This is a genomic window from Lysinibacillus sp. FSL K6-4013 (assembly GCF_038630435.1).
In the GTDB taxonomy this organism is placed as follows: Bacteria; Bacillota; Bacilli; order Bacillales_A; family Planococcaceae; genus Lysinibacillus; species Lysinibacillus boronitolerans.
Map to the genome: position 1 here is coordinate 4,027,303 of NZ_CP152031.1, position 22,652 is coordinate 4,049,954.

At 41.6% G+C, this 22,652-nt stretch carries 17 protein-coding genes, 3 rRNA genes and 2 riboswitches; of the genes, 1 reads left to right on the plus strand and 19 read right to left on the minus strand.

Annotated elements, in window-relative coordinates:
• Window positions 1–106 precede the first annotated feature (106 nt).
• On the plus strand, window positions 107–532 hold the full coding sequence (locus tag MHB39_RS19990; protein ID WP_342545100.1) for a YgaP-like transmembrane domain: 426 nt from the start codon (window positions 107–109) through the stop codon (window positions 530–532).
• A 106-nt stretch (window positions 533–638) separates the two neighbouring features.
• Here MHB39_RS19990 and purD read toward each other — a convergent pair whose 3' ends face one another.
• From purD to MHB39_RS20085, 19 genes are all read right to left on the minus strand, one after another.
• On the minus strand, window positions 639–1,895 hold the full coding sequence (gene purD, locus MHB39_RS19995) for a phosphoribosylamine--glycine ligase (protein WP_312127146.1): 1,257 nt from the start codon (window positions 1,893–1,895) through the stop codon (window positions 639–641).
• Between the two features lie 82 nt (window positions 1,896–1,977).
• The gene (gene purH / locus MHB39_RS20000) at window positions 1,978–3,504 is read right to left on the minus strand and encodes a bifunctional phosphoribosylaminoimidazolecarboxamide formyltransferase/IMP cyclohydrolase (RefSeq protein WP_312127144.1); all 1,527 of its coding nucleotides are present in this window, start codon (window positions 3,502–3,504) and stop codon (window positions 1,978–1,980) included.
• 112 nt (window positions 3,505–3,616) lie between these two features.
• The gene (gene purN, locus MHB39_RS20005) at window positions 3,617–4,186 is read right to left on the minus strand and encodes a phosphoribosylglycinamide formyltransferase (RefSeq protein ID WP_004225729.1); all 570 of its coding nucleotides are present in this window, start codon (window positions 4,184–4,186) and stop codon (window positions 3,617–3,619) included.
• Window positions 4,186–5,241 carry a phosphoribosylformylglycinamidine cyclo-ligase gene (gene purM, locus MHB39_RS20010; RefSeq protein ID WP_016992380.1) on the minus strand — a complete coding sequence of 352 codons (1,056 nt, stop codon included), beginning with the start codon at window positions 5,239–5,241 and terminating at the stop codon, window positions 4,186–4,188. Before purM ends, purN begins: the two co-directional genes overlap by 1 nt.
• 95 nt (window positions 5,242–5,336) lie before the next feature.
• Entirely contained in the window at window positions 5,337–6,761 is a 1,425-nt protein-coding gene (gene purF / locus MHB39_RS20015; protein ID WP_004225733.1) for an amidophosphoribosyltransferase, read from the minus strand.
• Window positions 6,737–8,971, minus strand: coding sequence for a phosphoribosylformylglycinamidine synthase subunit PurL (purL, locus tag MHB39_RS20020; protein WP_342545104.1), 2,235 nt, complete (start codon window positions 8,969–8,971; stop codon window positions 6,737–6,739). Before purL ends, purF begins: the two co-directional genes overlap by 25 nt.
• Complete coding sequence (gene purQ / locus MHB39_RS20025; protein WP_016992382.1) at window positions 8,958–9,641, minus strand: phosphoribosylformylglycinamidine synthase subunit PurQ; 684 nt, start codon at window positions 9,639–9,641, stop codon at window positions 8,958–8,960. Before purQ ends, purL begins: the two co-directional genes overlap by 14 nt.
• A gap of 2 nt (window positions 9,642–9,643) precedes the next feature.
• Entirely contained in the window at window positions 9,644–9,892 is a 249-nt protein-coding gene (purS, locus tag MHB39_RS20030) for a phosphoribosylformylglycinamidine synthase subunit PurS (protein ID WP_016992383.1), read from the minus strand.
• Between the two features lie 2 nt (window positions 9,893–9,894).
• Entirely contained in the window at window positions 9,895–10,605 is a 711-nt protein-coding gene (purC, locus tag MHB39_RS20035; RefSeq protein ID WP_342545107.1) for a phosphoribosylaminoimidazolesuccinocarboxamide synthase, read from the minus strand.
• A 128-nt stretch (window positions 10,606–10,733) separates the two neighbouring features.
• A complete protein-coding gene (gene purB / locus MHB39_RS20040; RefSeq protein WP_016992384.1) occupies window positions 10,734–12,029 on the minus strand; it encodes an adenylosuccinate lyase in 1,296 nt (431 codons plus the stop codon).
• A 13-nt stretch (window positions 12,030–12,042) separates the two neighbouring features.
• A complete protein-coding gene (gene purK / locus MHB39_RS20045; RefSeq protein WP_016992385.1) occupies window positions 12,043–13,167 on the minus strand; it encodes a 5-(carboxyamino)imidazole ribonucleotide synthase in 1,125 nt (374 codons plus the stop codon).
• A complete protein-coding gene (purE, locus tag MHB39_RS20050) occupies window positions 13,164–13,652 on the minus strand; it encodes a 5-(carboxyamino)imidazole ribonucleotide mutase (protein ID WP_016992386.1) in 489 nt (162 codons plus the stop codon). The genes purK and purE overlap by 4 nt, the downstream gene beginning before the upstream one ends.
• Window positions 13,653–13,865: 213 nt before the next feature.
• Window positions 13,866–13,964: riboswitch (purine riboswitch) on the minus strand.
• A gap of 93 nt (window positions 13,965–14,057) precedes the next feature.
• Window positions 14,058–14,252, minus strand: coding sequence for an NETI motif-containing protein (locus tag MHB39_RS20055; RefSeq protein WP_036076850.1), 195 nt, complete (start codon window positions 14,250–14,252; stop codon window positions 14,058–14,060).
• 136 nt (window positions 14,253–14,388) lie between these two features.
• Window positions 14,389–14,655, minus strand: a complete 267-nt coding sequence (locus tag MHB39_RS20060) for a hypothetical protein (protein ID WP_036076848.1) — start codon at window positions 14,653–14,655, stop codon at window positions 14,389–14,391.
• Between the two features lie 149 nt (window positions 14,656–14,804).
• A 5S ribosomal RNA gene (gene rrf, locus MHB39_RS20065) occupies window positions 14,805–14,920 on the minus strand.
• 69 nt (window positions 14,921–14,989) lie between these two features.
• A 23S ribosomal RNA gene (locus MHB39_RS20070) occupies window positions 14,990–17,917 on the minus strand.
• Between the two features lie 182 nt (window positions 17,918–18,099).
• Window positions 18,100–19,652, minus strand: a 16S ribosomal RNA gene (locus MHB39_RS20075).
• Together the 16S, 23S and 5S rRNA genes form the textbook arrangement of a ribosomal RNA operon.
• A gap of 469 nt (window positions 19,653–20,121) precedes the next feature.
• Complete coding sequence (locus tag MHB39_RS20080; protein WP_342545110.1) at window positions 20,122–21,423, minus strand: NCS2 family permease; 1,302 nt, start codon at window positions 21,421–21,423, stop codon at window positions 20,122–20,124.
• A 131-nt stretch (window positions 21,424–21,554) separates the two neighbouring features.
• Window positions 21,555–21,656, minus strand: a riboswitch (purine riboswitch).
• A 209-nt stretch (window positions 21,657–21,865) separates the two neighbouring features.
• A complete protein-coding gene (locus MHB39_RS20085; RefSeq protein WP_342545111.1) occupies window positions 21,866–22,534 on the minus strand; it encodes an MOSC domain-containing protein in 669 nt (222 codons plus the stop codon).
• Window positions 22,535–22,652 lie beyond the last annotated feature (118 nt).

Below are 22,652 nucleotides of genomic sequence, written 5' to 3' on the forward strand. Positions count from 1 at the left end.
TAAAAATTATGCTTTATGCAATCATCTTGTTTCAATCGTAACACAGCACTTTCATAAAGCAAAGTGCACCTCGCTTATTTTTTCCACAATGACTAAAGGAGGAAGTATGATGATGCAGCAAGCAAATTTAAGCGAAAAGAATGCATTTTGTCGTTTTGCCATGGGGACGAGTTTGACCGCATTTGGTATCGCTAAAGTTTCTAGAAATCCTAATTGTACAAAAGGTCGATTAATGATTGCATTAGGTGCCATGAAAATGGCTGAGGGACTTTTTAAATATTGTCCAACGAAAGCACTTTTAAGCTCCAATATGCAGAATGCCATGAACACCTCTATGCAAAGTATGTTCAGCGGGCAAAATTCTATGTCTACTGAACAAATCGATAAGCTCATGAAGGATTTTTCCTCTGCTATAGCTGGTAATTCTTCAGGTTCACAAGCTGCTTCAAAACAATCTGACACCAGCACTTCAACTCAAAATTCCTCAAATAGTAGCGATTCTTCAACGAATAAAGCTCAGAATCCTTCTTAGTCAAAGGAGCCGTCCCAATCTATTATTGAGACGGCTCTTACCTCTTACGTTTTGAAACAACAAGAGGTTTCAAAAGACGATAAAAAATATTTAGTGAAAATAATAATTACTTAAATGTACGCCAACCAATATCTTTACGGAAGAAAAAGTGCTCCCATGTTTCCGTTGCAATACCTTCATAAACCTTTTCCTGTGCTTCTTGTAAAGTAGCTGCTTTTGCACCAATTAACAGTACACGTCCACCATTACCAACGAATTGACCGTCTACTAATTTTGTACCTGCATGGAAAACTGCATGTGATGTCGAAAGTGCCTCTAAACTCGGTAATACCTTACCTTTTTCAACGTCTCCTGGGTAACCCTCTGCTGCAATGACAACACCAAGCATCGCTTCTTCTGACCACTGTAAATCAAAAGGCTGTTCATCCATTAGCGCCATCATAAATGCACCAAAATCTGAAACCATACGTGGCAATACAACTTGCGTTTCTGGATCACCAAAGCGAGCATTAAACTCTATGACCTGAGGACCTTTCTTCGTTAAAATTAACCCTGCGTATAAAATACCTGTAAAGGAAGCACCATCTGCCTCCATCCCTTTAACAGTAGGTTCTACAATCGTTTGAAAAGCAATATCAACTACCTCTTGTGGAATTTGTGGTACTGGTGAATAAGCACCCATACCTCCTGTGTTTGGCCCTTTATCACCGTCATAAGCTCGTTTATGATCTTGTGCAATAACCATCGGATAAATTTGCCCTTTATGCACAAAGGACATGAAGGAGAATTCTTCACCGTCTAAAAATTCTTCCACGACAACACGTGAAGAGGATTCACCAAAGCGTTGATTTCCAATCATATCCTCTACTGCTTCAATTGCTTCTTCCTCTGTCATTGCCACAACAACACCCTTACCAGCCGCTAAACCATCCGCCTTAATGACAATAGGCGCTCCTTGTTCTTTAATGTAGGCTATTGCTTTTTCTGCTTCAGAAAACGTTTCATGTGCTGCTGTAGGAATATTATATTTATTCATAATTTCTTTTGCATAGGATTTACTGCTTTCTATTTGAGCAGCCACTTTTGTAGGACCGAAAATACGTAAACCTCTAGCTGTAAAGAAATCGACAATGCCTTCAGCAAGCGGCTGTTCCGGGCCAACAAATGTTAATGCTATATCATTTTCCTTAGCAAATTGAGCGAGACCTGCGAAATCCATTGTATCAATAGCAACAACTTCTACCTCGCCTCGCATCCCATCATTTCCTGGCGCTACAAATACGTTGTTCACTGATGGAGAGATGCTAAATTGTTTAGCGATTGCATGCTCACGACCGCCGCTTCCGATTACTAGTACATTCATTTTTAGAGAATCCTCCTCTTTGTAAGTAAGACCGAGATGAACCAACATCTCGGTCTGTTTTGTTTCCTATATGCTTTAACAATTAATGTTTAAAGTGACGTACGCCTGTGAATACCATTGCAATGCCGTATTCATTTGCTTTATCAATGGAATCTTGATCTTTAATCGAACCACCTGGTTGAATAATTGCTGTAATTCCTGCAGCTGCTGCAGCCTCCACAGTATCACTCATTGGGAAAAATGCATCTGATGCTAATGCAGCACCTTTTGCTTTTTCTCCAGCTTGTTCAAAGGCGATTTTAGCTGCACCTACACGGTTCATTTGACCTGCGCCAACGCCAAGTGTCATGTGAGAGTCTGTTACAACAATCGCATTTGATTTCACATGTTTGACAACAGACCAACCAAGTTGCAATGCTTCCCATTCTTGCTCTGTTGGTTCACGATCTGTCACAACTTTAATATCCGCATTGCTAAAGCCATAACGATCTGGTTCCTGTACAAGTAGGCCACCCTCTACTGATACTACATTGAATGAATCTTGTTTCGCTTGCTCGAAAGGAATTGTTAGTAAGCGGATATTTTTCTTTTTCGTTAAAATATCTAATGCTTCTTGTGAGAAAGCAGGTGCAATAATAATTTCTAGGAAAATATGACTTAGCTTCTCAGCAGTTGCTGCATCCACTTCCATATTTAATGCGATAATACCGCCAAAAATAGATGTTGGATCTGCTTCATATGCTTTATCGAATGCTGCCTCTAACGTGACACCTGTGCCAACACCACATGGATTCATATGTTTCACCGCTACGGCAGCTGGCAATTCAAATTCTTTTACAATTTGTAAAGCTGCATTACCATCTTGAATATTATTGTAAGATAACTCTTTACCATGCAATTGTGTAGCAAATGCTAATGAAAAGTCAGAGCCAAGACGCTTTTGGTAGAAGGCCGCTTTTTGATGAGGGTTTTCGCCATAGCGTAAATTTTGCTTTAATTCATATGTCATCGTTAAGCTCTCTGGGAACTCTTCTTCAGTCAGGTAATTTGAAATATAGGAATCATAAGCGGCTGTGTGACGGAAAACTTTCGCAGCTAGTTTACGACGTGTTTCAATTGTTGTGGCACCGTCTGCTTTAAGTTCCTCTAATACAATTGCATAGTCATTGCTGTCCACGATTACTGTTACATATTGATGGTTTTTTGCAGCAGAACGTAACATTGTTGGGCCACCGATATCAATGTTTTCAATTGCATCATCCCAAGTTACATTAGGCTTTGAAATTGTTTCAACAAATGGATATAGATTAACACAAACAATTTCAATTGGCTCAATTCCATGCTCATTCATCTGTGCTTGATGAGACGCATCGTCAAACTTTCCTAATAGACCACCGTGAATCATTGGATTTAATGTTTTCACACGACCATCTAAAATTTCAGGAAATTTCGTTACTTCATCTACTGCTGTTACAGCTACTGCATTGTCCTGTAACATTTTTTTTGTACCGCCAGTTGATAAAATTTCATAACCTAATGCTACTAATTCCTTTGCAAATTCTAAAATACCATCTTTATTGGAAACACTGATTAATGCACGTTTTGTCACAACAATATCCTCCTAATTTTTATCGTGCTGTCCACGAACTGACCTTTAATAGATTAATAGAGTTAGGTCTTGTTTAAATTGAGTAGGGTTCTCGACCTAACTCCTTCTTCAGTTACTGTAATAATTGCTGTAATGCCTTTGTATATAACAAATGCTCTTGTTTATGAATTTCAGCTTCTGTTGCCTCGCGATTTCCTTCAATGACAGGTACCGCTGCCTGAGCGATAATTGGACCAGTATCCATCCCTTCATCAACAAAATGCACTGTTACACCTGTGATTTTCACACCATGATTGATGGCCTGTCCAATAGCGTCTTTTCCAGGAAAAGCCGGCAGTAGGGAAGGGTGAATGTTAACAATTCGCTGTGGAAAGGCTGCTAATAATACATCACTGATTAAACGCATATATCCTGCAAGCACAATCCATTTCACATCGCACTCATGTAAAGCTTCGATAATAGCTGTCTCATATGCTGACTTCGAGACAAACTCTTTTGGATTCAATGCTAACACTGGAATCCCAAAGTTTTCAGCACGTGTTACTACAAATGCTCCAGGCTTATCTGTGACCACAAGTGCGACCTTTGCATGAAGTTCACCACGTTCAATGGCCTCTTGAATGGCTTGAAAATTACTACCGCTGCCTGACGCGAACACGGCGATTTTTGTTGGTGCAGTCATTACACTAAACTCCCATCATGTGAGCCATTAAATACTACGCCATCACCTTTTATAACACGTCCGATTGTATAGGCCTTTTCACCATTTGCTTCTACTGCAGCAATTACTTTATCAGCTTCAGTTGCTGGCACAGCTATTACAAAGCCAATACCCATGTTAAACACATTGTATAAATCTTTATCTTCTAGCTGACCTTTTTCTTTTAGGAATTCAAAGATACGTAATACAGGCCAAGAACCTAAGTCGATTTCCGTTGCTAGTCCCTCTGGCATCATGCGTGGTAGATTTTCATAGAAACCGCCACCTGTAACATGTGCACAGCCATGTACATCTGCTGCCTTTAAAGCTGCTAGAACGGGTTTAGCATATAGCTTTGTTGGCACTAGAAGCGCCTCACCGATTGGGCCTAGATCTTCATAGCCTTCTATAATCGCATCCACCGCATACTGATGATCTGCAAAGACAATTTTACGCACTAAAGAATAACCGTTTGAATGTACACCACTTGAGGCAATCCCAATCAGTACATCGCCTTCTGCAATTTTTTCACCTGTCACAATAGCAGACTTTTCACAAGCACCCACTGCAAAGCCAGCTAGATCATATTCATCTTCTTCATAAAGACCAGGCATTTCTGCAGTTTCGCCACCGATTAGGGCCGCACCAGATTGCACACAGCCATCTGCAACACCTTTGACAATTTGTTCGATTTTTGCAGGCTCTGCTTTTCCAAGAGCTACGTAATCTAAAAAGTACAGTGGTTCTGCTCCTTGGGCAACAATATCATTTACACACATTGCTACACAGTCCACACCGATTGTATCGTGTTTGTCTACCATGAAGGCTAGCTTTAGCTTTGTTCCCACACCATCTGTCCCTGAAATAAGAACAGGTTCCTTAAGATTAAGTTGTGACAAGTCAAACATGCCACCAAAGCCACCAAACGTCCCCATTACACCTAGACGGTTCGTACGTTCAACATGAGACTTCATTCGTTTTACGGCTTCATAGCCCGCTTCAATATTTACACCTGCTTGTTCATATGCCTTTGACACGCAGAGTTCCTCCTTATCATCCAAGTCGCCTAAGTTTCCTAGATAGAAATGACTGTAAATTCTCTAGAGTACACTAATTTGTTGCGATGTTTTTCTTAACGTAATAATTCTTTTTCATGTGGCAAGATCGTATCCGGGAAAATCTCTGTTGGATATTTGCCTGTAAAGCAAGCAAGACAAAGCCCTCGGTTTTCATCTTCATATGGTCGTGCAATTGTTTCTACCATCCCCTCAACAGAAAGGAAAGTTAGAGAATCTGCCCCAATTGCTTCACGAATTTCATCTACATTATGACTAGAAGCAATCAGTTCTTCGTGCGTTGATGTATCAATGCCATAATAACAAGGATTTGTCATCGGCGGTGATGAAATAACAACATGAACTTCCGCTGCACCAGCATCTTTTAGCATTTTGACAATGCGACGAGATGTTGTACCACGAACGATAGAATCATCTACCATTACTACTTTTTTTCCTTTTACGACTTGAACAACAGGTGAAAGTTTCATTTTTACACCACGTTCACGTAACTCTTGTGTCGGCTGAATAAACGTACGACCAACATAACGGTTTTTAATAAGTCCTAATTCATAAGGGATTCCACTTTCTTCTGCAAAACCAATCGCTGCTGAAATACTTGAATCAGGAACACCTGTTACAACATCTGCCTCAATATGTGCACACTCACGAGCAAGCTGTTTACCCATACGTTTTCGTGCCATATGAACGTTAATACCATCAATATCCGAATCAGGACGTGCTAAATAAACATATTCCATCGCACACATTGAACGTTTATCCATATCAGCAAAACGATCTGATTTTACGCCCTCATCGTTAATAATGATTAATTCGCCTGGTTCTACCGAACGAACGAATTCTGCACCAATTAAATCGAATGCACAAGTTTCAGAAGCTACCACCCAGCCATCTCCTAGCTTTCCAAGAGATAATGGACGTAAACCATGTGGATCACGTGCAACAAGCATTTCATCCTTTGTCATAATTAAGAAAGAATAGGCACCCTTTAAAAGAGATAGGGCATTTTTCACCTTCGCCCGGAATGGTGAATGTGAGCTTTTCTTAATAAGATGCGCCAGCACTTCTGTATCCGAGCTAGAGTGGAAAATGCTACCTTGTCGCTCTAGATACTGCTTTAAATGTGTCGCATTGACTAAGTTACCGTTATGAGCAATTGAAAGGCTACCAGTTGAGGAGTGGAATAATAATGGCTGTACATTTTCGATACCGCCACCACCAGCAGTTGTGTAACGAACATGCGCAATAGCTGCTTTACCGTTCACTGCTTTTAATTTATCTTCGTTGAAAACATCATTAACTAGTCCTTCGCCTTTCACCGCGCGAAGATGCTGTCCGTCTGAAACGACAATTCCAGCGCCTTCTTGTCCACGGTGTTGAAGAGCATGAAGCCCGTAATAGCTAAGGTGTGCTGGATTTGGGTTACCCCAAATACCAAACACCCCACATTCTTCGTTTAAGCCTCTGAGTTCAGCAAGCATGGGATTGCTCCTTTCCAATTAGAACGGAATTCCTCCACTGTACCTTCTACAAGCACACCTTTGTCCCCGTTGATTTTCACAAGTGCATCGTTTGTTACGACACCAATTTTTTGAGCATCTTTGATGATTTCTACAAATGCTGCAGCATTTTCTTCTTTAACTGTGACAACAAAACGAGATTGACTCTCACTGAATAACGCTGTTGTTGCAGAGCCTGTTAATGTTACGTCCACACCAAGACCGTTTGCGCCAAATGTTGTTTCCGCAATTGCAACAGCTAGACCGCCCTCTGCTACATCATGAGCAGATTGAACAAGGCCTGCTTTAATCGCTTTTAATAAAGCTTGCTGACGTGTCGCTTCAACCTCTAAATCGATAGATGGCGCTTTCCCTGAAATAACACCATTATTTAATAGCTTTTGAAGCTCTGAACCACCAAATTCTGTTTTTGTCTCACCAATAACAAAGACAAGATCCCCTGCAGCTTTTACTTCCTGTGTCGTTACATGGGCTAAGTCTTCAATAAGACCAACCATACCAATTGTCGGCGTTGGATACACCGCTTCGCCTGAACGCTCATTATAAAGTGAAACGTTACCTCCAATTACTGGCGCATTTAATGCCGTACAAGCTGCTGAAATACCATCAGCAGATTTTTCAATTTGCCAGAAGATTTCTGGTTTCTCTGGATTACCAAAGTTTAAGCAGTCTGTAATCGCAAGTGGCGTACCACCAGTTGCCACGATATTACGAGCTGCTTCGGCTACCGCGATAGCACCACCTACTTCAGGGTCTAAATAGATATAACGAGAGTTACAGTCTGTTGTCATTGCTAACCCTTTATTTGTGCCACGTACTCGAATAACGGCAGCGTCAGAGCCTGGTTTAACAACTGTTGATGTACGTACCTGATAATCATATTGATCGTATACCCATTCTTTAGAAGCAATTGTCGGTGCTTTTAATAAAGCATTTAGTGTTTCTTTATAATCTGTCACAGCAGGCTCAGTGTTTTCGATTGCTTGGAACTCTGCATAGTAAGCAGGCTCTGCAGATGGTTTATGGTAAACAGGTGCATCTTCTGCTAATGCGTCTGCAGGTACCTCTGCCACTATCTGTCCTTTGTGTAGCAGACGAAGCATTTTGTCATCTGTAACGCGGCCAATCGCTACTGCATCTAAATCATATTTATCGAAAATCGCTTTAATTTCATCTTCGCGACCTTTTTTCACAACTAAAAGCATACGTTCTTGAGACTCAGACAACATCATTTCATATGCTGACATTCCTGTTTCACGTTGAGGCACTAAGTCTAAGTTCATTTCTACACCAGAACCAGCCTTTGAAGCCATTTCTGCTGAAGAAGAAGTAAGACCAGCGGCACCCATATCTTGAATACCAACTAAAGCATCAGATTTTACAACCTCTAAACATGCTTCAAGTAAAAGTTTCTCCATAAATGGATCGCCAACTTGTACTGCCGGACGTTGGTTTTCTGATTCCTCAGTTAATTCCTCAGAGGCGAATGTTGCACCATGAATACCATCACGACCCGTTTTCGCTCCTACATACATCACTGTATTACCTACACCAGCTGCAATACCTCGTTGAATATCTTTATGATCAATTAAACCGACACACATAGCATTCACAAGTGGATTACCTTCATAGCAAGGATCGAATTGAATTTCGCCACCTACTGTCGGGATTCCAATACAGTTACCATAACCTGCGATACCCGCTACTACTTCTTCAAATAGATATTTACCACGTGCTGACTTTAATTCACCAAAGCGTAATGAGTTTAACATAGCGATTGGACGTGCACCCATTGAAAAAACATCACGGATAATGCCACCCACACCCGTTGCAGCCCCTTGATAAGGTTCAATTGCAGATGGATGGTTATGCGATTCCATTTTAAATACGACCGCTTGCTCATCACCAATATCCACAATACCCGCACCTTCACCTGGTCCTTGTAGTACTTGAGGTCCTTTTGTAGGGAATTTACGTAGTACTGGCTTTGAATTTTTGTAAGAGCAGTGTTCAGACCACATTACTGAGAAAAGACCTGTCTCTGTCCAGTTAGGTAGACGTCCTAAAATACCTTCTACCATTGCAAATTCTTCGTCTGACATCCCCATTCCAGCGTATAGCTTTTCATCTTTAATTTGCTGTGCTGTTGGCTCAAACTTAGTTGTTGACATGATTTTCCCTCCACTGCTTCACGATTGATTTAAATACTGCTAGACCGTCTGCGCCGCCCACCAGTGCATCAACAGCTCGCTCTGGGTGTGGCATCATCCCTAATACATTGCCGCGCTCGTTTATAATCCCTGCGATATCTTCTAAAGAACCGTTTGGATTGTCACCTGAGTATGTGAATACGATTTGATTATTATCTTTTAGTGATTGTAAAGTTTCCTCGTCACAGTAGTAGTTACCTTCACCATGTGCGATTGGAATATTGATGATTTGACCTTGCTCATATTGATTTGTGAATAATGTATTGTTGTTTTCAACTTTAAGCTGCACTGTACGGCACATAAATTTGAGGTTTTTATTGCGTAATAAGGCTCCTGGCAATAAACCTGCTTCCGTTAGGATTTGGAAGCCGTTACATACACCTAATACAGGTTTACCAGCATCTGCTGCCTTCTTAACTTCGGCCATAATGTTAGATTGATTAGCCATTGCGCCACAACGAAGATAATCTCCATAGGAGAATCCTCCAGGTACTAAAATGCCATCAAAACCACTTAGATCTGTTGCTGTATGCCATACATATTCTACTTCTTCACCTAGCTCGTCTTTAATCGCATGATACATATCGATATCACAGTTTGACCCAGGGAATACGAGTACTGCGAATTTCATGATTAAATAGCCTCCTCGACTTCGTAACGGTAGTCTTCAATTACAACGTTCGTTAAAACCTTTTCACACATTTCTTTTACTAGAGTATCAATATCACGTTCTGTATCTTTAATTGATAGTTCAAGATATTTACCGATACGTAAATCTTCTACTTCACCGTAGCCCATTTTAGCTAAAGAACCCTGTACTGCAGAGCCTTGAGGATCAAGAATGCTCTCACGTAATGTTACATAGATTTTTACTTTTTTCATTGTTATTTGCCTCCGAGTCTAGAAAGTATAATAGTATAAACTTCAGTTAAATTACCAAGGTCACGACGAAAAACATCTTTGTCTAACTTTTGCTTTGTTGTAGCGTCCCAAAGTCTGCAAGTATCTGGTGAAATTTCATCAGCTAATAATACATTGCCATCCATATCACGACCAAATTCTAATTTAAAATCAATTAATGTGACATTAACATCTTTAAAGATAGGTTGTAGAACTTTGTTAACGGCTAGTGCGCCATCATAAATAGCAGTTACTTCAGAAGGTGTCGCAAGATCTAGAACGTCAATATGCTCTGTTGTAATAAGTGGATCGCCTAATTCATCATCTTTATAATAAAATTCGACGATTGGTCTTTTTAAAGCTGTACCCTCTTCAAGTCCAAGACGTTTTGCTAAACTTCCTGCAGCGATATTACGAACAACCACTTCAATCGGAATAATTTCTACTTTTTTTACAAGCTGTTGCGTATCAGATAATAGTTTTACGAAATGTGACGCAATTCCGTTAGCTCGTAATTTTTCGAAAATTAATGAAGTAATGCGATTATTTAAAATGCCCTTGCCTTCAATTTCTTCTTTTTTTTCTCCGTTGAATGCTGTTGCACTATCCTTATACTCAACAAGAAGAACATCGGCTTCCTCTGTTGTGTACAATTTTTTTGCTTTACCTTCATACAAAAGTTGACCTTTAGTCATTTCGTTTTCCCCCTGATATTATGAGATACGCTTGTAATAATGTTCAGAATTGAACCGTATCTCTACGATTCAACTCTGAAACTTTTACTGGTGGCTCTAACATTTATTATTAGATGGCTAAATAAATATTAGTTAAGTCCTAGTCGTTCAAAAATCATATCAACATGCTGTAAGTGGTAGTTGTAATCAAAACAATCATCCAACTCTTCTTTTGTTAAATAAGATGTGATTTTTTCACTTGCATCGACTAATGTACGGAATTGAACTTGTTCGTCCCAAGCCTGCATTGCTAAAGGTTGTACTGTATCATAAGCTTCCTCACGTACTAAACCTTTATCAATCAATGCTAGTAAGATGCGTTGAGAATAAATAAGACCAAATGTACGATCCATATTACGTTTCATGTTCTCAGGGAATACTGTTAAGTTTTTCACAATATTACCGAAGCGATTTAGCATATAGTTAAGAGTAATTGTTGCATCCGGTAAAATAACGCGCTCTGCAGATGAATGTGAAATATCACGTTCATGCCATAAAGCTACATTTTCATAAGCTGTCACCATATAACCACGCATCAAACGAGACATACCAACCATGTTTTCAGAACCAATTGGATTACGTTTATGTGGCATTGCTGATGATCCTTTTTGACCTTTTGCAAAAGCTTCCTCCACTTCACGTGTTTCAGATTTCTGTAGCCCACGAATTTCTGTTGCGAATTTTTCAATTGAAGTAGCGATTAAAGCTAATGCCCCTAAATACTGAGCATGGCGGTCACGCTGTAAAGTTTGTGTTGAAATCGGTGAAGCTGCAAGGCCTAATTTATCGCAAACATATTGCTCAACACGAGGATCGATATTGGCATATGTTCCAACAGCTCCCGACATTTTCCCTGTTTCAATTACTTTGGCAGCCGCTTCAAAACGTTCAAGGTTACGCTTCATTTCCTCATACCATAAACCAAGTTTCAAACCGAAAGTTGTTGGTTCAGCATGAACACCATGTGTGCGTCCCATCATAACTGTATGTTTATGTTCTTTTGCCTTAGCAGCAATAATATCAATGAAATTTACGATATCCTTTCGTAAAATATCATTTGCTTGTTTGATTAAATAAGAAAGGGCTGTATCTACTACGTCTGTAGAAGTTAAACCATAATGCACCCATTTACGCTCTTCTCCAAGTGTTTCAGAGACAGCACGAGTAAAGGCTACAACGTCATGACGAGTTTCTTGTTCAATTTCTAAAATACGATTCACATCAAATGAAGCATTTTCACGAATTTTAGCAACATCCTCTTTTGGGATATCGCCTAACTCTGCCCATGCTTCACAAGCTAAAATTTCAACCTCTAGCCAAGCTTGGTATTTATTTTGTTCTGTCCAAATTGCGCCCATTTCGGGTCTTGTGTAACGTTCAATCATCGCTTATCTCCTTCTATTCTGACCAAATGCCAGAACTCTCGATTTGTTGTAGTGTAGCTTCTAAGTCTTTTGTCATAATCGTCACATGGCCCATTTTACGGTTGACCTTAGCTTCAGCTTTCCCATAAAGATGTATGGACCATTCAGGATATTTAGCAATTGAGTTACTGAGTGGCACGACATGCTGCCCTAATACATTGACCATAATGGACGGTGCCCATAATTGCGGCTTACGTAACGGCCATCCACAAACAGCACGAATATGCTGATGAAATTGTGAAACATTACATGCTTCAATTGAATAGTGACCAGAATTATGAGGTCTTGGTGCTAATTCATTGATAACAATACTACCATCTTCTAATACAAACATTTCTACTGCTAGCGTTCCTACTAAATGTAAGTAATCTGCAATTTTCAAAGCTTCTCGTTCCGCAGCTTGAGCTGTGCTTTCAGTTATGCGAGCAGGTACAATTGTCTCGTGAAGAATATGATGAACATGAATGTTCTCTCCAACTGGCTGACAATACGATTCACCATGACCATTTCTTTGAACAATGACCGATACTTCCTTTACGAAAGGAACAAATCCTTCTGCAATACACTGCGAATGCATGAATAATTCTTTCGCTAAAGGTAAATCTTCAGTTGATTTTAAAAGCTGCTGTCCCTTGCCATCATAACCACCTCTTGCTGTTTTGACTATACAAGGATAACCAATCAAATCAATATTGGCTACTAATTCTTCATAAGTTTTTGCGACAATATATGGTGCTACTGGGCAACCAGCTTTCACAATAGCTTCTTTCTCTGTTATACGGTTTTGTGTAATACGTACCAACTCTGCTCCTTGAGGAACATAAGCCATTTGAGATAAACGCTTTAAGCCTTCATAATCAATATTTTCAAATTCATAAGTGATAACATCACTTACTTCTGCAAGTTCTTCTAAAGCAGCTTCATCATCATATGGAGCTACAATACGAATATCAGCTACCTGCCCACACGGTGAGTCCATTGTTGGCTCAAGAACAGCCACTTTAAAACCAGACTCCTTTGCAGCCAGCGCCATCATTCGACCAAGTTGTCCTCCGCCTATAATGCCTATCGTTTGTCCAGGATAAATAATCTTCGTCACACTAAGTCACCTGTACTTTCTAATACTTGCTGCTTTGTTGCTTCACGTCTAGCATCTAATTTATTAGCAAGCTCCGCATCTGTTGTTGACAAAATTTGAGCTGCAAGTAACCCTGCATTAGTCGCTCCTGCTTTGCCAATTGCTACAGTTGCTACAGGTACGCCACCAGGCATTTGAACGATGGATAATAGTGAATCAAGTCCATTCAGTGCACGTGATTGAACTGGTACACCGATGACAGGTAATGTTGTTTTAGCTGCCACCATTCCTGGTAAATGTGCAGCCCCACCTGCTCCAGCAATAATTACTTGTATTCCTCGTCCTCGAGCTGCCTCTGCATATTCAAACATTAAATCAGGTGTACGATGTGCAGATACAACTTTCTTTTCGTACGGTACTTGTAATTCTTCTAAAATATCACATGCATGTTTCATTGTTTCCCAGTCACTTGAACTACCCATAATGACACCGATTTTCGGATTCATAAATTGTCGCTCCTTTTAAACGATAGAAAAATGATCAATTATTTATTGTGCTAGCCTCTATTTTGATTAGCTACTGCAATTCTTTATTTATTTACAAAGAAAATCCCCAAATAAACTACTCTCTACCATTACACGTGAAAGCAGTTTACTTGAGGACTATTAGGACAAGATCATCTCCATGTACATAGCTGTACAAAGACCTTCTCACCATATACCAAAAGTGCTTTCCCGCATAGTCCAGCATTTACGGTGCCGGGTAGAGACACTAGAGCCAATCCTCTAGCATATATGTGGGATTTATTTGTTTTTCCTTCTCACATTTTAACAAGGGATTGTCTTATCGTCAATGCAAAAATGCGAACATTTTTTATTAGGTTAAAAAAAACGTTCGGTTTTTAGTCAAAATCATTCGATATCTTGAGCAGGTATACCTTTAAACTGTATTTTTTGACGTAAATAAGCTGGCTCACCATCTACGATATGAAAAAGCGGCTCTTCTTTTCGTCCTATGACCATAAAGCCGTCTTTCCGCATTCTTGCCAAACAATCCTCAATTGACTCGTTTTCTTGTACCTCATACCAAATTTGCTTTTTTCCCAACTTTTTCTTCCTTTCCACTGTACATATTCATTCAACCAATTTGTAATTCATTATACCTTTTGTTGCTTACAGAAGTATGTAAGAACTTAAATATATAGAAAAACTGCAGATTTCTCTCCGCAGTTTTGATTAATGACTATGAACCATAAAATACCTTTAAATAGATACAAAAAAATAATAGCTGTAGGAACAAATGAAGGACAACAAGAACCAGACGATATCCTTTGATGCCTAATAGAGCACTGACAATGCCTAAACCACCTAAAATAAACGGCATAAACATATTTATATGATAGAGAAGTGTAAAAAAGCCTCCATACCATTTTGCTGAATCATAACCAAACATAAAGAATATAAGTAGAAGACTCGAGATCGAAATCGCAGAAAAAATGTTCTGCCTCATTTTGATTCCTCCATTATTAAATCCAAAATGTATCTAGTTGAAAGAATTTATCTTTAAATCTGCTTGAAAATATTAAATATATTATAGCATTTTATGAATAGTTCACATAATAAAAAAAGCCATGGAATAGATCCATGACTTTTTTTATTGCCTAGCGACGTCCTACTCTCACAGGGGGAAGCCCCCAACTACCATCGGCGCTAAAGAGCTTAACTTCCGTGTTCGGTATGGGAACGGGTGTGACCTCTTTGCCATCATCACTAGACTTTGTATTTAATTGAAAGATTTATTCTTTCAAAACTGGATAAACGGTGCATTGAATGCTTCAAACATATTGGTTAAGTCCTCGATCGATTAGTATTCGTCAGCTCCATGTGTCACCACACTTCCACCTCGAACCTATCTACCTCATCGTCTTTGAGGGATCTTACTTACTTGCGTAATGGGAAATCTCATCTTGAGGGGGGCTTCATGCTTAGATGCTTTCAGCACTTATCCCGTCCACACATAGCTACCCAGCGATGCCTTTGGCAAGACAACTGGTACACCAGCGGTGTGTCCATCCCGGTCCTCTCGTACTAAGGACAGCTCCTCTCAAATTTCCTACGCCCACGACGGATAGGGACCGAACTGTCTCACGACGTTCTGAACCCAGCTCGCGTACCGCTTTAATGGGCGAACAGCCCAACCCTTGGGACCGACTACAGCCCCAGGATGCGATGAGCCGACATCGAGGTGCCAAACCTCCCCGTCGATGTGGACTCTTGGGGGAGATAAGCCTGTTATCCCCGGGGTAGCTTTTATCCGTTGAGCGATGGCCCTTCCATGCGGAACCACCGGATCACTAAGCCCGTCTTTCGACCCTGCTCGACTTGTAGGTCTCGCAGTCAAGCTCCCTTGTGCCTTTACACTCTACGAATGATTTCCAACCATTCTGAGGGAACCTTTGGGCGCCTCCGTTACCTTTTAGGAGGCGACCGCCCCAGTCAAACTGTCCGCCTGACACTGTCTCCTGCCCCGCTAAGGGGCATGGGTTAGAATTTCAATACAACCAGGGTAGTATCCCACCGACGCCTCCTTCGAAGCTGGCGCTCCGAGATCTCTGGCTCCTACCTATCCTGTACAAGTTGTACCAAAATTCAATATCAGGCTACAGTAAAGCTCCACGGGGTCTTTCCGTCCTGTCGCGGGTAACCTGCATCTTCACAGGTACTATAATTTCACCGAGTCTCTCGTTGAGACAGTGCCCAGATCGTTACGCCTTTCGTGCGGGTCGGAACTTACCCGACAAGGAATTTCGCTACCTTAGGACCGTTATAGTTACGGCCGCCGTTTACTGGGGCTTCAATTCGCAGCTTCGCTTGCGCTAACCACTCCTCTTAACCTTCCAGCACCGGGCAGGCGTCAGCCCCTATACGTCACCTTACGGTTTTGCAGAGACCTGTGTTTTTGCTAAACAGTCGCCTGGGCCTATTCACTGCGGCTCTCATGCGCTTGCACGCTCAAGAGCACCCCTTCTCCCGAAGTTACGGGGTCATTTTGCCGAGTTCCTTAACGAGAGTTCTCTCGCACACCTTAGGATTCTCTCCTCGACTACCTGTGTCGGTTTGCGGTACGGGCACCTCTCACCTCGATAGAGGCTTTTCTTGGCAGTGTGAAATCAGGAACTTCGTCCATACGGACTCGCCATCACAGCTCAACGTTACAGTGTGCGGATTTGCCTACACACACGCCTTACTGCTTGGACGCGCACAACCAACGGCGCGCTTACCCTATCCTACTGCGTCCCCCCATTTCTCAAACGGTGAGGAGGTGGTACAGGAATATCAACCTGTTGTCCATCGCCTACGCCTATCGGCCTCGGCTTAGGTCCCGACTAACCCTGAGCGGACGAGCCTTCCTCAGGAAACCTTAGTCATACGGTGGACGGGATTCTCACCCGTCTTTCGCTACTCATACCGGCATTCTCACTTCTAAGCGCTCCACCAGTCCTTCCGGTCTGACTTCAACGCACTTAGAACGCTCTCCTACCACTGACATCGTAGATGTCAATCCACAGCTTCGGTGAATCGTTTAGCCCCGATACATTTTCGGCGCAGCGTCACTCGACCAGTGAGCTATTACGCACTCTTTAAATGATGGCTGCTTCTAAGCCAACATCCTGGTTGTCTGTGCAACGCCACATCCTTTTCCACTTAACGATTACTTTGGGACCTTAGCTGGTGGTCTGGGCTGTTTCCCTTTTGACTACGGATCTTATCACTCGCAGTCTGACTCCCGTGTATAAATATCTGGCATTCGGAGTTTGTCTGAATTCGGTAAACCGGGATGGCCCCCTAGTCCAAACAGTGCTCTACCTCCAGTATTCTCATCACGAGGCTAGCCCTAAAGCTATTTCGGAGAGAACCAGCTATCTCCAAGTTCGATTGGAATTTCTCCGCTACCCACACCTCATCCCCGCACTTTTCAACGTGCGTGGGTTCGGGCCTCCAGTAAGTGTTACCTCACCTTCACCCTGGACATGGGTAGATCACCTGGTTTCGGGTCTACGACCACGTACTACATCGCCCTATTCAGACTCGCTTTCGCTGCGGCTCCGCCTTCTAAAGCTTAACCTTGCACGTAATCGTAACTCGCCGGTTCATTCTACAAAAGGCACGCTATCACCCATTAACGGGCTCTAACTACTTGTAGGCACACGGTTTCAGGATCTCTTTCACTCCCCTTCCGGGGTGCTTTTCACCTTTCCCTCACGGTACTGGTTCACTATCGGTCACTAGGTAGTATTTAGCCTTGGGAGATGGTCCTCCCGGATTCCGACGGAATTTCACGTGTTCCGCCGTACTCAGGATCCACTCAGGAGAGAACGAACTTTCGACTACAGGGCTTTTACCTGCTCTGGCGGACCTTTCCAAGTCGCTTCATCTAACTCGCTCTTTTGTAACTCCGTATAGAGTGTCCTACAACCCCAAGAGGCAAGCCTCTTGGTTTGGGCTCTTCCCGTTTCGCTCGCCGCTACTCAGGGAATCGATTTTTCTTTCTCTTCCTCCAGGTACTTAGATGTTTCAGTTCCCTGGGTCTGCCTTCAAGACGCTATGTATTCACGTCAAGATACTACGCGATTAAACGTAGTGGGTTCCCCCATTCGGAAATCTCCGGATCAAAGCTCACTTACAGCTCCCCGAAGCATATCGGTGTTAGTGCCGTCCTTCTTCGGCTCCTAGTGCCAAGGCATTCGCCGTGCGCCCTTAATAACTTAACCAAGTTATTAAGCCTATAAAAAAACTTAAAAAATAAATGTGTTTGTTACAATTTCAATGTCGTTTTATCCAGTTTTCAAAGAACAAGTTTTGAAGTATTTCATTCAGAAAGAATGAACCTTCAAAACTGAACGCAAAACGTAATCTTACAAACCCAAGGTTTGTATTCCGAAATAATCCTTAGAAAGGAGGTGATCCAGCCGCACCTTCCGATACGGCTACCTTGTTACGACTTCACCCCAATCATCTATCCCACCTTCGGCGGCTGGCTCCAAAAGGTTACCTCACCGACTTCGGGTGTTACAAACTCTCGTGGTGTGACGGGCGGTGTGTACAAGGCCCGGGAACGTATTCACCGCGGCATGCTGATCCGCGATTACTAGCGATTCCGGCTTCATGTAGGCGAGTTGCAGCCTACAATCCGAACTGAGAACGACTTTATCGGATTAGCTCCCTCTCGCGAGTTGGCAACCGTTTGTATCGTCCATTGTAGCACGTGTGTAGCCCAGGTCATAAGGGGCATGATGATTTGACGTCATCCCCACCTTCCTCCGGTTTGTCACCGGCAGTCACCTTAGAGTGCCCAACTAAATGATGGCAACTAAGATCAAGGGTTGCGCTCGTTGCGGGACTTAACCCAACATCTCACGACACGAGCTGACGACAACCATGCACCACCTGTCACCGTTGCCCCCGAAGGGGAAACTATATCTCTACAGTGGTCAACGGGATGTCAAGACCTGGTAAGGTTCTTCGCGTTGCTTCGAATTAAACCACATGCTCCACCGCTTGTGCGGGCCCCCGTCAATTCCTTTGAGTTTCAGTCTTGCGACCGTACTCCCCAGGCGGAGTGCTTAATGCGTTAGCTGCAGCACTAAGGGGCGGAAACCCCCTAACACTTAGCACTCATCGTTTACGGCGTGGACTACCAGGGTATCTAATCCTGTTTGCTCCCCACGCTTTCGCGCCTCAGCGTCAGTTACAGACCAGAAAGTCGCCTTCGCCACTGGTGTTCCTCCAAATCTCTACGCATTTCACCGCTACACTTGGAATTCCACTTTCCTCTTCTGCACTCAAGTCCCCCAGTTTCCAATGACCCTCCACGGTTGAGCCGTGGGCTTTCACATCAGACTTAAAGGACCGCCTGCGCGCGCTTTACGCCCAATAATTCCGGACAACGCTTGCCACCTACGTATTACCGCGGCTGCTGGCACGTAGTTAGCCGTGGCTTTCTAATAAGGTACCGTCAAGGTACAGCCAGTTACTACTGTACTTGTTCTTCCCTTACAACAGAGTTTTACGATCCGAAAACCTTCTTCACTCACGCGGCGTTGCTCCATCAGGCTTTCGCCCATTGTGGAAGATTCCCTACTGCTGCCTCCCGTAGGAGTCTGGGCCGTGTCTCAGTCCCAGTGTGGCCGATCACCCTCTCAGGTCGGCTACGCATCGTCGCCTTGGTGAGCCGTTACCTCACCAACTAGCTAATGCGCCGCGGGCCCATCCTATAGCGACAGCGAGATGCCGTCTTTCAGTCTCTTGCCATGAAGCAAAAGAGATTATTCGGTATTAGCCCCGGTTTCCCGGAGTTATCCCAAACTATAGGGTAGGTTGCCCACGTGTTACTCACCCGTCCGCCGCTAACGTCAAAGGAGCAAGCTCCTTTTCTGTTCGCTCGACTTGCATGTATTAGGCACGCCGCCAGCGTTCGTCCTGAGCCAGGATCAAACTCTCCATAAAAGAAATTTGATTAGCTCAAATTGTTTTGCTGGCATCATGTTTGATGTCCAAAATTGTATTTTGTTCACTAGCAAAGCTAGCTACTTAAAACTTTATTGATTACGTTTTGCTTGTTCAGTTTTCAAGGTTCATTTACTAGTTACGCTAAGTAACTTTTTATAATTTAACATATTGTTAACATGTTGTCAACTGTTTATGTTAATATTTTTGAAGTTGTTCGTTTGTTTCGTAACAACGTGTTTAAATATATCATCTTAAATTTAAGTTTGCAAGCCTTTCGTTAAAGTAAAACTATTCTCATTATTTAAAAACGAGTTTCTTCTATATAATGTATAAAAACCATAACTCTTTTAATTAGGATCAACTTAATTTTTGATTGCTCTAACCAACAATTTATTGCTTTTTATTTTTAATAAAAAAACACCTCTCATGATTAGTATCTTACTAACAATGAGAGGTGTCTGTTTAACTAACGTACCCAAATGAAGTATGCAAGGAAGACAAAGAATAGACCATACATCATTGGGTGAATTTCTTTTTTTCGACCTGCTAATAACATTGTAATTGGGTAGAATACAAAGCCGATTGCAATACCAGTAGCAATTGAATAACCAAGTGGCATCATTAATACTGTAAAGAATGCAGGTACTGCTATTTCGAATTTATCCCAATCAATTAAACGTAATGACGATACCATAAGTACCCCTACGATTACTAAAGCTGGAGCAGTAACTGCTGGCGTTACAACTGCTAGTAATGGTGAGAAGAATAGTGCAACTAAGAATAGTACTGCTGTTACAACTGCCGAGAATCCTGAACGAGCACCTGCAGCAACTCCGGAAGTTGACTCTACGTACGCAGTTGTTGTTGATGTACCAAATAAAGAACCGATAGTTGTTGCTAGTGCATCTGCCATTAAGGCACGGCCAGCACGTGGTAGTTTATTATCTTTTACTAAGCCTGCTTGTGTCGCAACAGCCATTAAAGTACCAGCTGTATCAAAGAAATCAACAAACAAGAATGTTAATACTACTACTAAGAACTTCACATTAAATAATGTGCCAATGTCACCGAGTGGTTCTAATGCTACCATGAATGTAGAATCTACACTTGGGATAGCTGATACAACCGCTGTTGGGGGATCAATGATACCTGTGATCATCCCAATAACTGCTGTAATCACCATTCCCAGGAAAATACCAATACTGCGCAATTTAATAATAAGAATAACTGAAAGAATTATACCGAAAACCGCTAATAATGTAGCGCCTGTGAAACTTCCTAATGTGACCAAAGTAGCTGGGCTATCGACAATGATCCCCGCTCCTTGTAAACCAACAAAAGTGATAAATAAACCAATACCTGCAGAAACTGCATATTTAAGTTGTACTGGAATTGCGTTAATAACTGTTTCACGTATACCAGTTAAAGATAAAATAATAAAGATAATCCCTGAGAAGAACACACCTGTTAAACCAGTTTGCCATGGAATACCGTATGCTCCGACTACAGTAAATGCAAAGAATGCATTTAGCCCCATTCCAGGAGCAAGTGAAATCGGGAATTTAGCGAAAATCCCCATAATTAAAGAACCGACTGCTGCTGCTAATGCTGTTGCTACGAAAACAGCACCTTTATCCATCCCTGCATTTTCTAGAATACCTGGGTTAACAGCTAGAATATATGCCATTGCAAGGAAGGTTGTAATACCACCTATTATTTCGCGGCGATAATTAGTTCCTAATTCATCGAACATGAAATATTTTTTCATTATCAAAAAATCCTCCGTGTGGTCGTCCTCAATATCGAAAACAAAAAAGACACGCCGACTACTCTACTAGTCGCATGTCTACGATATATTTCATCACAATTAGTGTGTGAAACAAATTAGTGTTTATACGTTTATGTATAAACCTAAATCGTAGTCAAGTTATTTACGGTAACTTGGTAGAAACTCACGGGCCTTATCCCCGACATTATACGACGACGTATTTAATTTACATTCGTAATATATCATTTCGTTTTTTAGATTTCAACCCTATTTCCGAACATTTTTCTAAAAAGAAATACGAAAGTTCGTGTAAAATTCTTATTTATTGTTCAGGTTCTATTAAAAACGTTACTAAAGAAGCTTTGTACTGAACATTCCATCTATCCGTTTAAAGAAAAAATCCCCTAGAAATTCTAGAGGATCCTTCTTTTGAACTTATGTTTTAACTCGTCACTTTACTTTGCAAGACCTGAATTCTTTTTTCTAATTTTTCTTTCCAATCTTCTGCTAATGCATCTACTGCTTGTATTTGTTTCATTGCGATCGCATCTTTGTTTTTAAAGTACACTTCATTGCAATACAAAACAGATATACATGCAGGATGCTTTTCTACAAGCTCAATTGTTGATTCTGCACTGATTGTCCCTTCTTCTAGTACACGTGCAAGGAAACCTGTATAGCCTGTTTCGATTAAACGCTTGAGTAATATGTTTGCCTCTGTATATCTATCGATCGTGCTACACGGAATACGCCCCTGTGTAATTTGGATGACAGCATCTCCAATTTTATAAACATCACCAATACAAACATCTGCTTCTAACATATTTGTTACTGTTAAATTTTCACCAAAGGCAGCAATGGGCAACGTTTTCCCAAGTTCCTGTTCCCATTGTATGTAATGCTCCGCAGGATATAAACAAACTGCGCGGTCAGGGCCACCATGATGTTTTTTATCTGCCACATCATCTCCTTCGAAGCCATGAGAGGACAAGTAAACTTCCTGCACGCTTTGCTTTTCAATCCCCGTAATCATTGAACGCCCTTTACTATCAATCAACTCTTTTGGCATCCCAACTGCTAATGTATGTATTTTTGGTTTATTTTTCTCCATTTAAATCCCCCCTAATCTGACTAATATAATTTCTTTTGCATTCATTTAGTTTACTACATACATCACTTTACCAGCAATTTTTGCATGTTAGGAAACTTTATTCAGCCATAAATTCAGA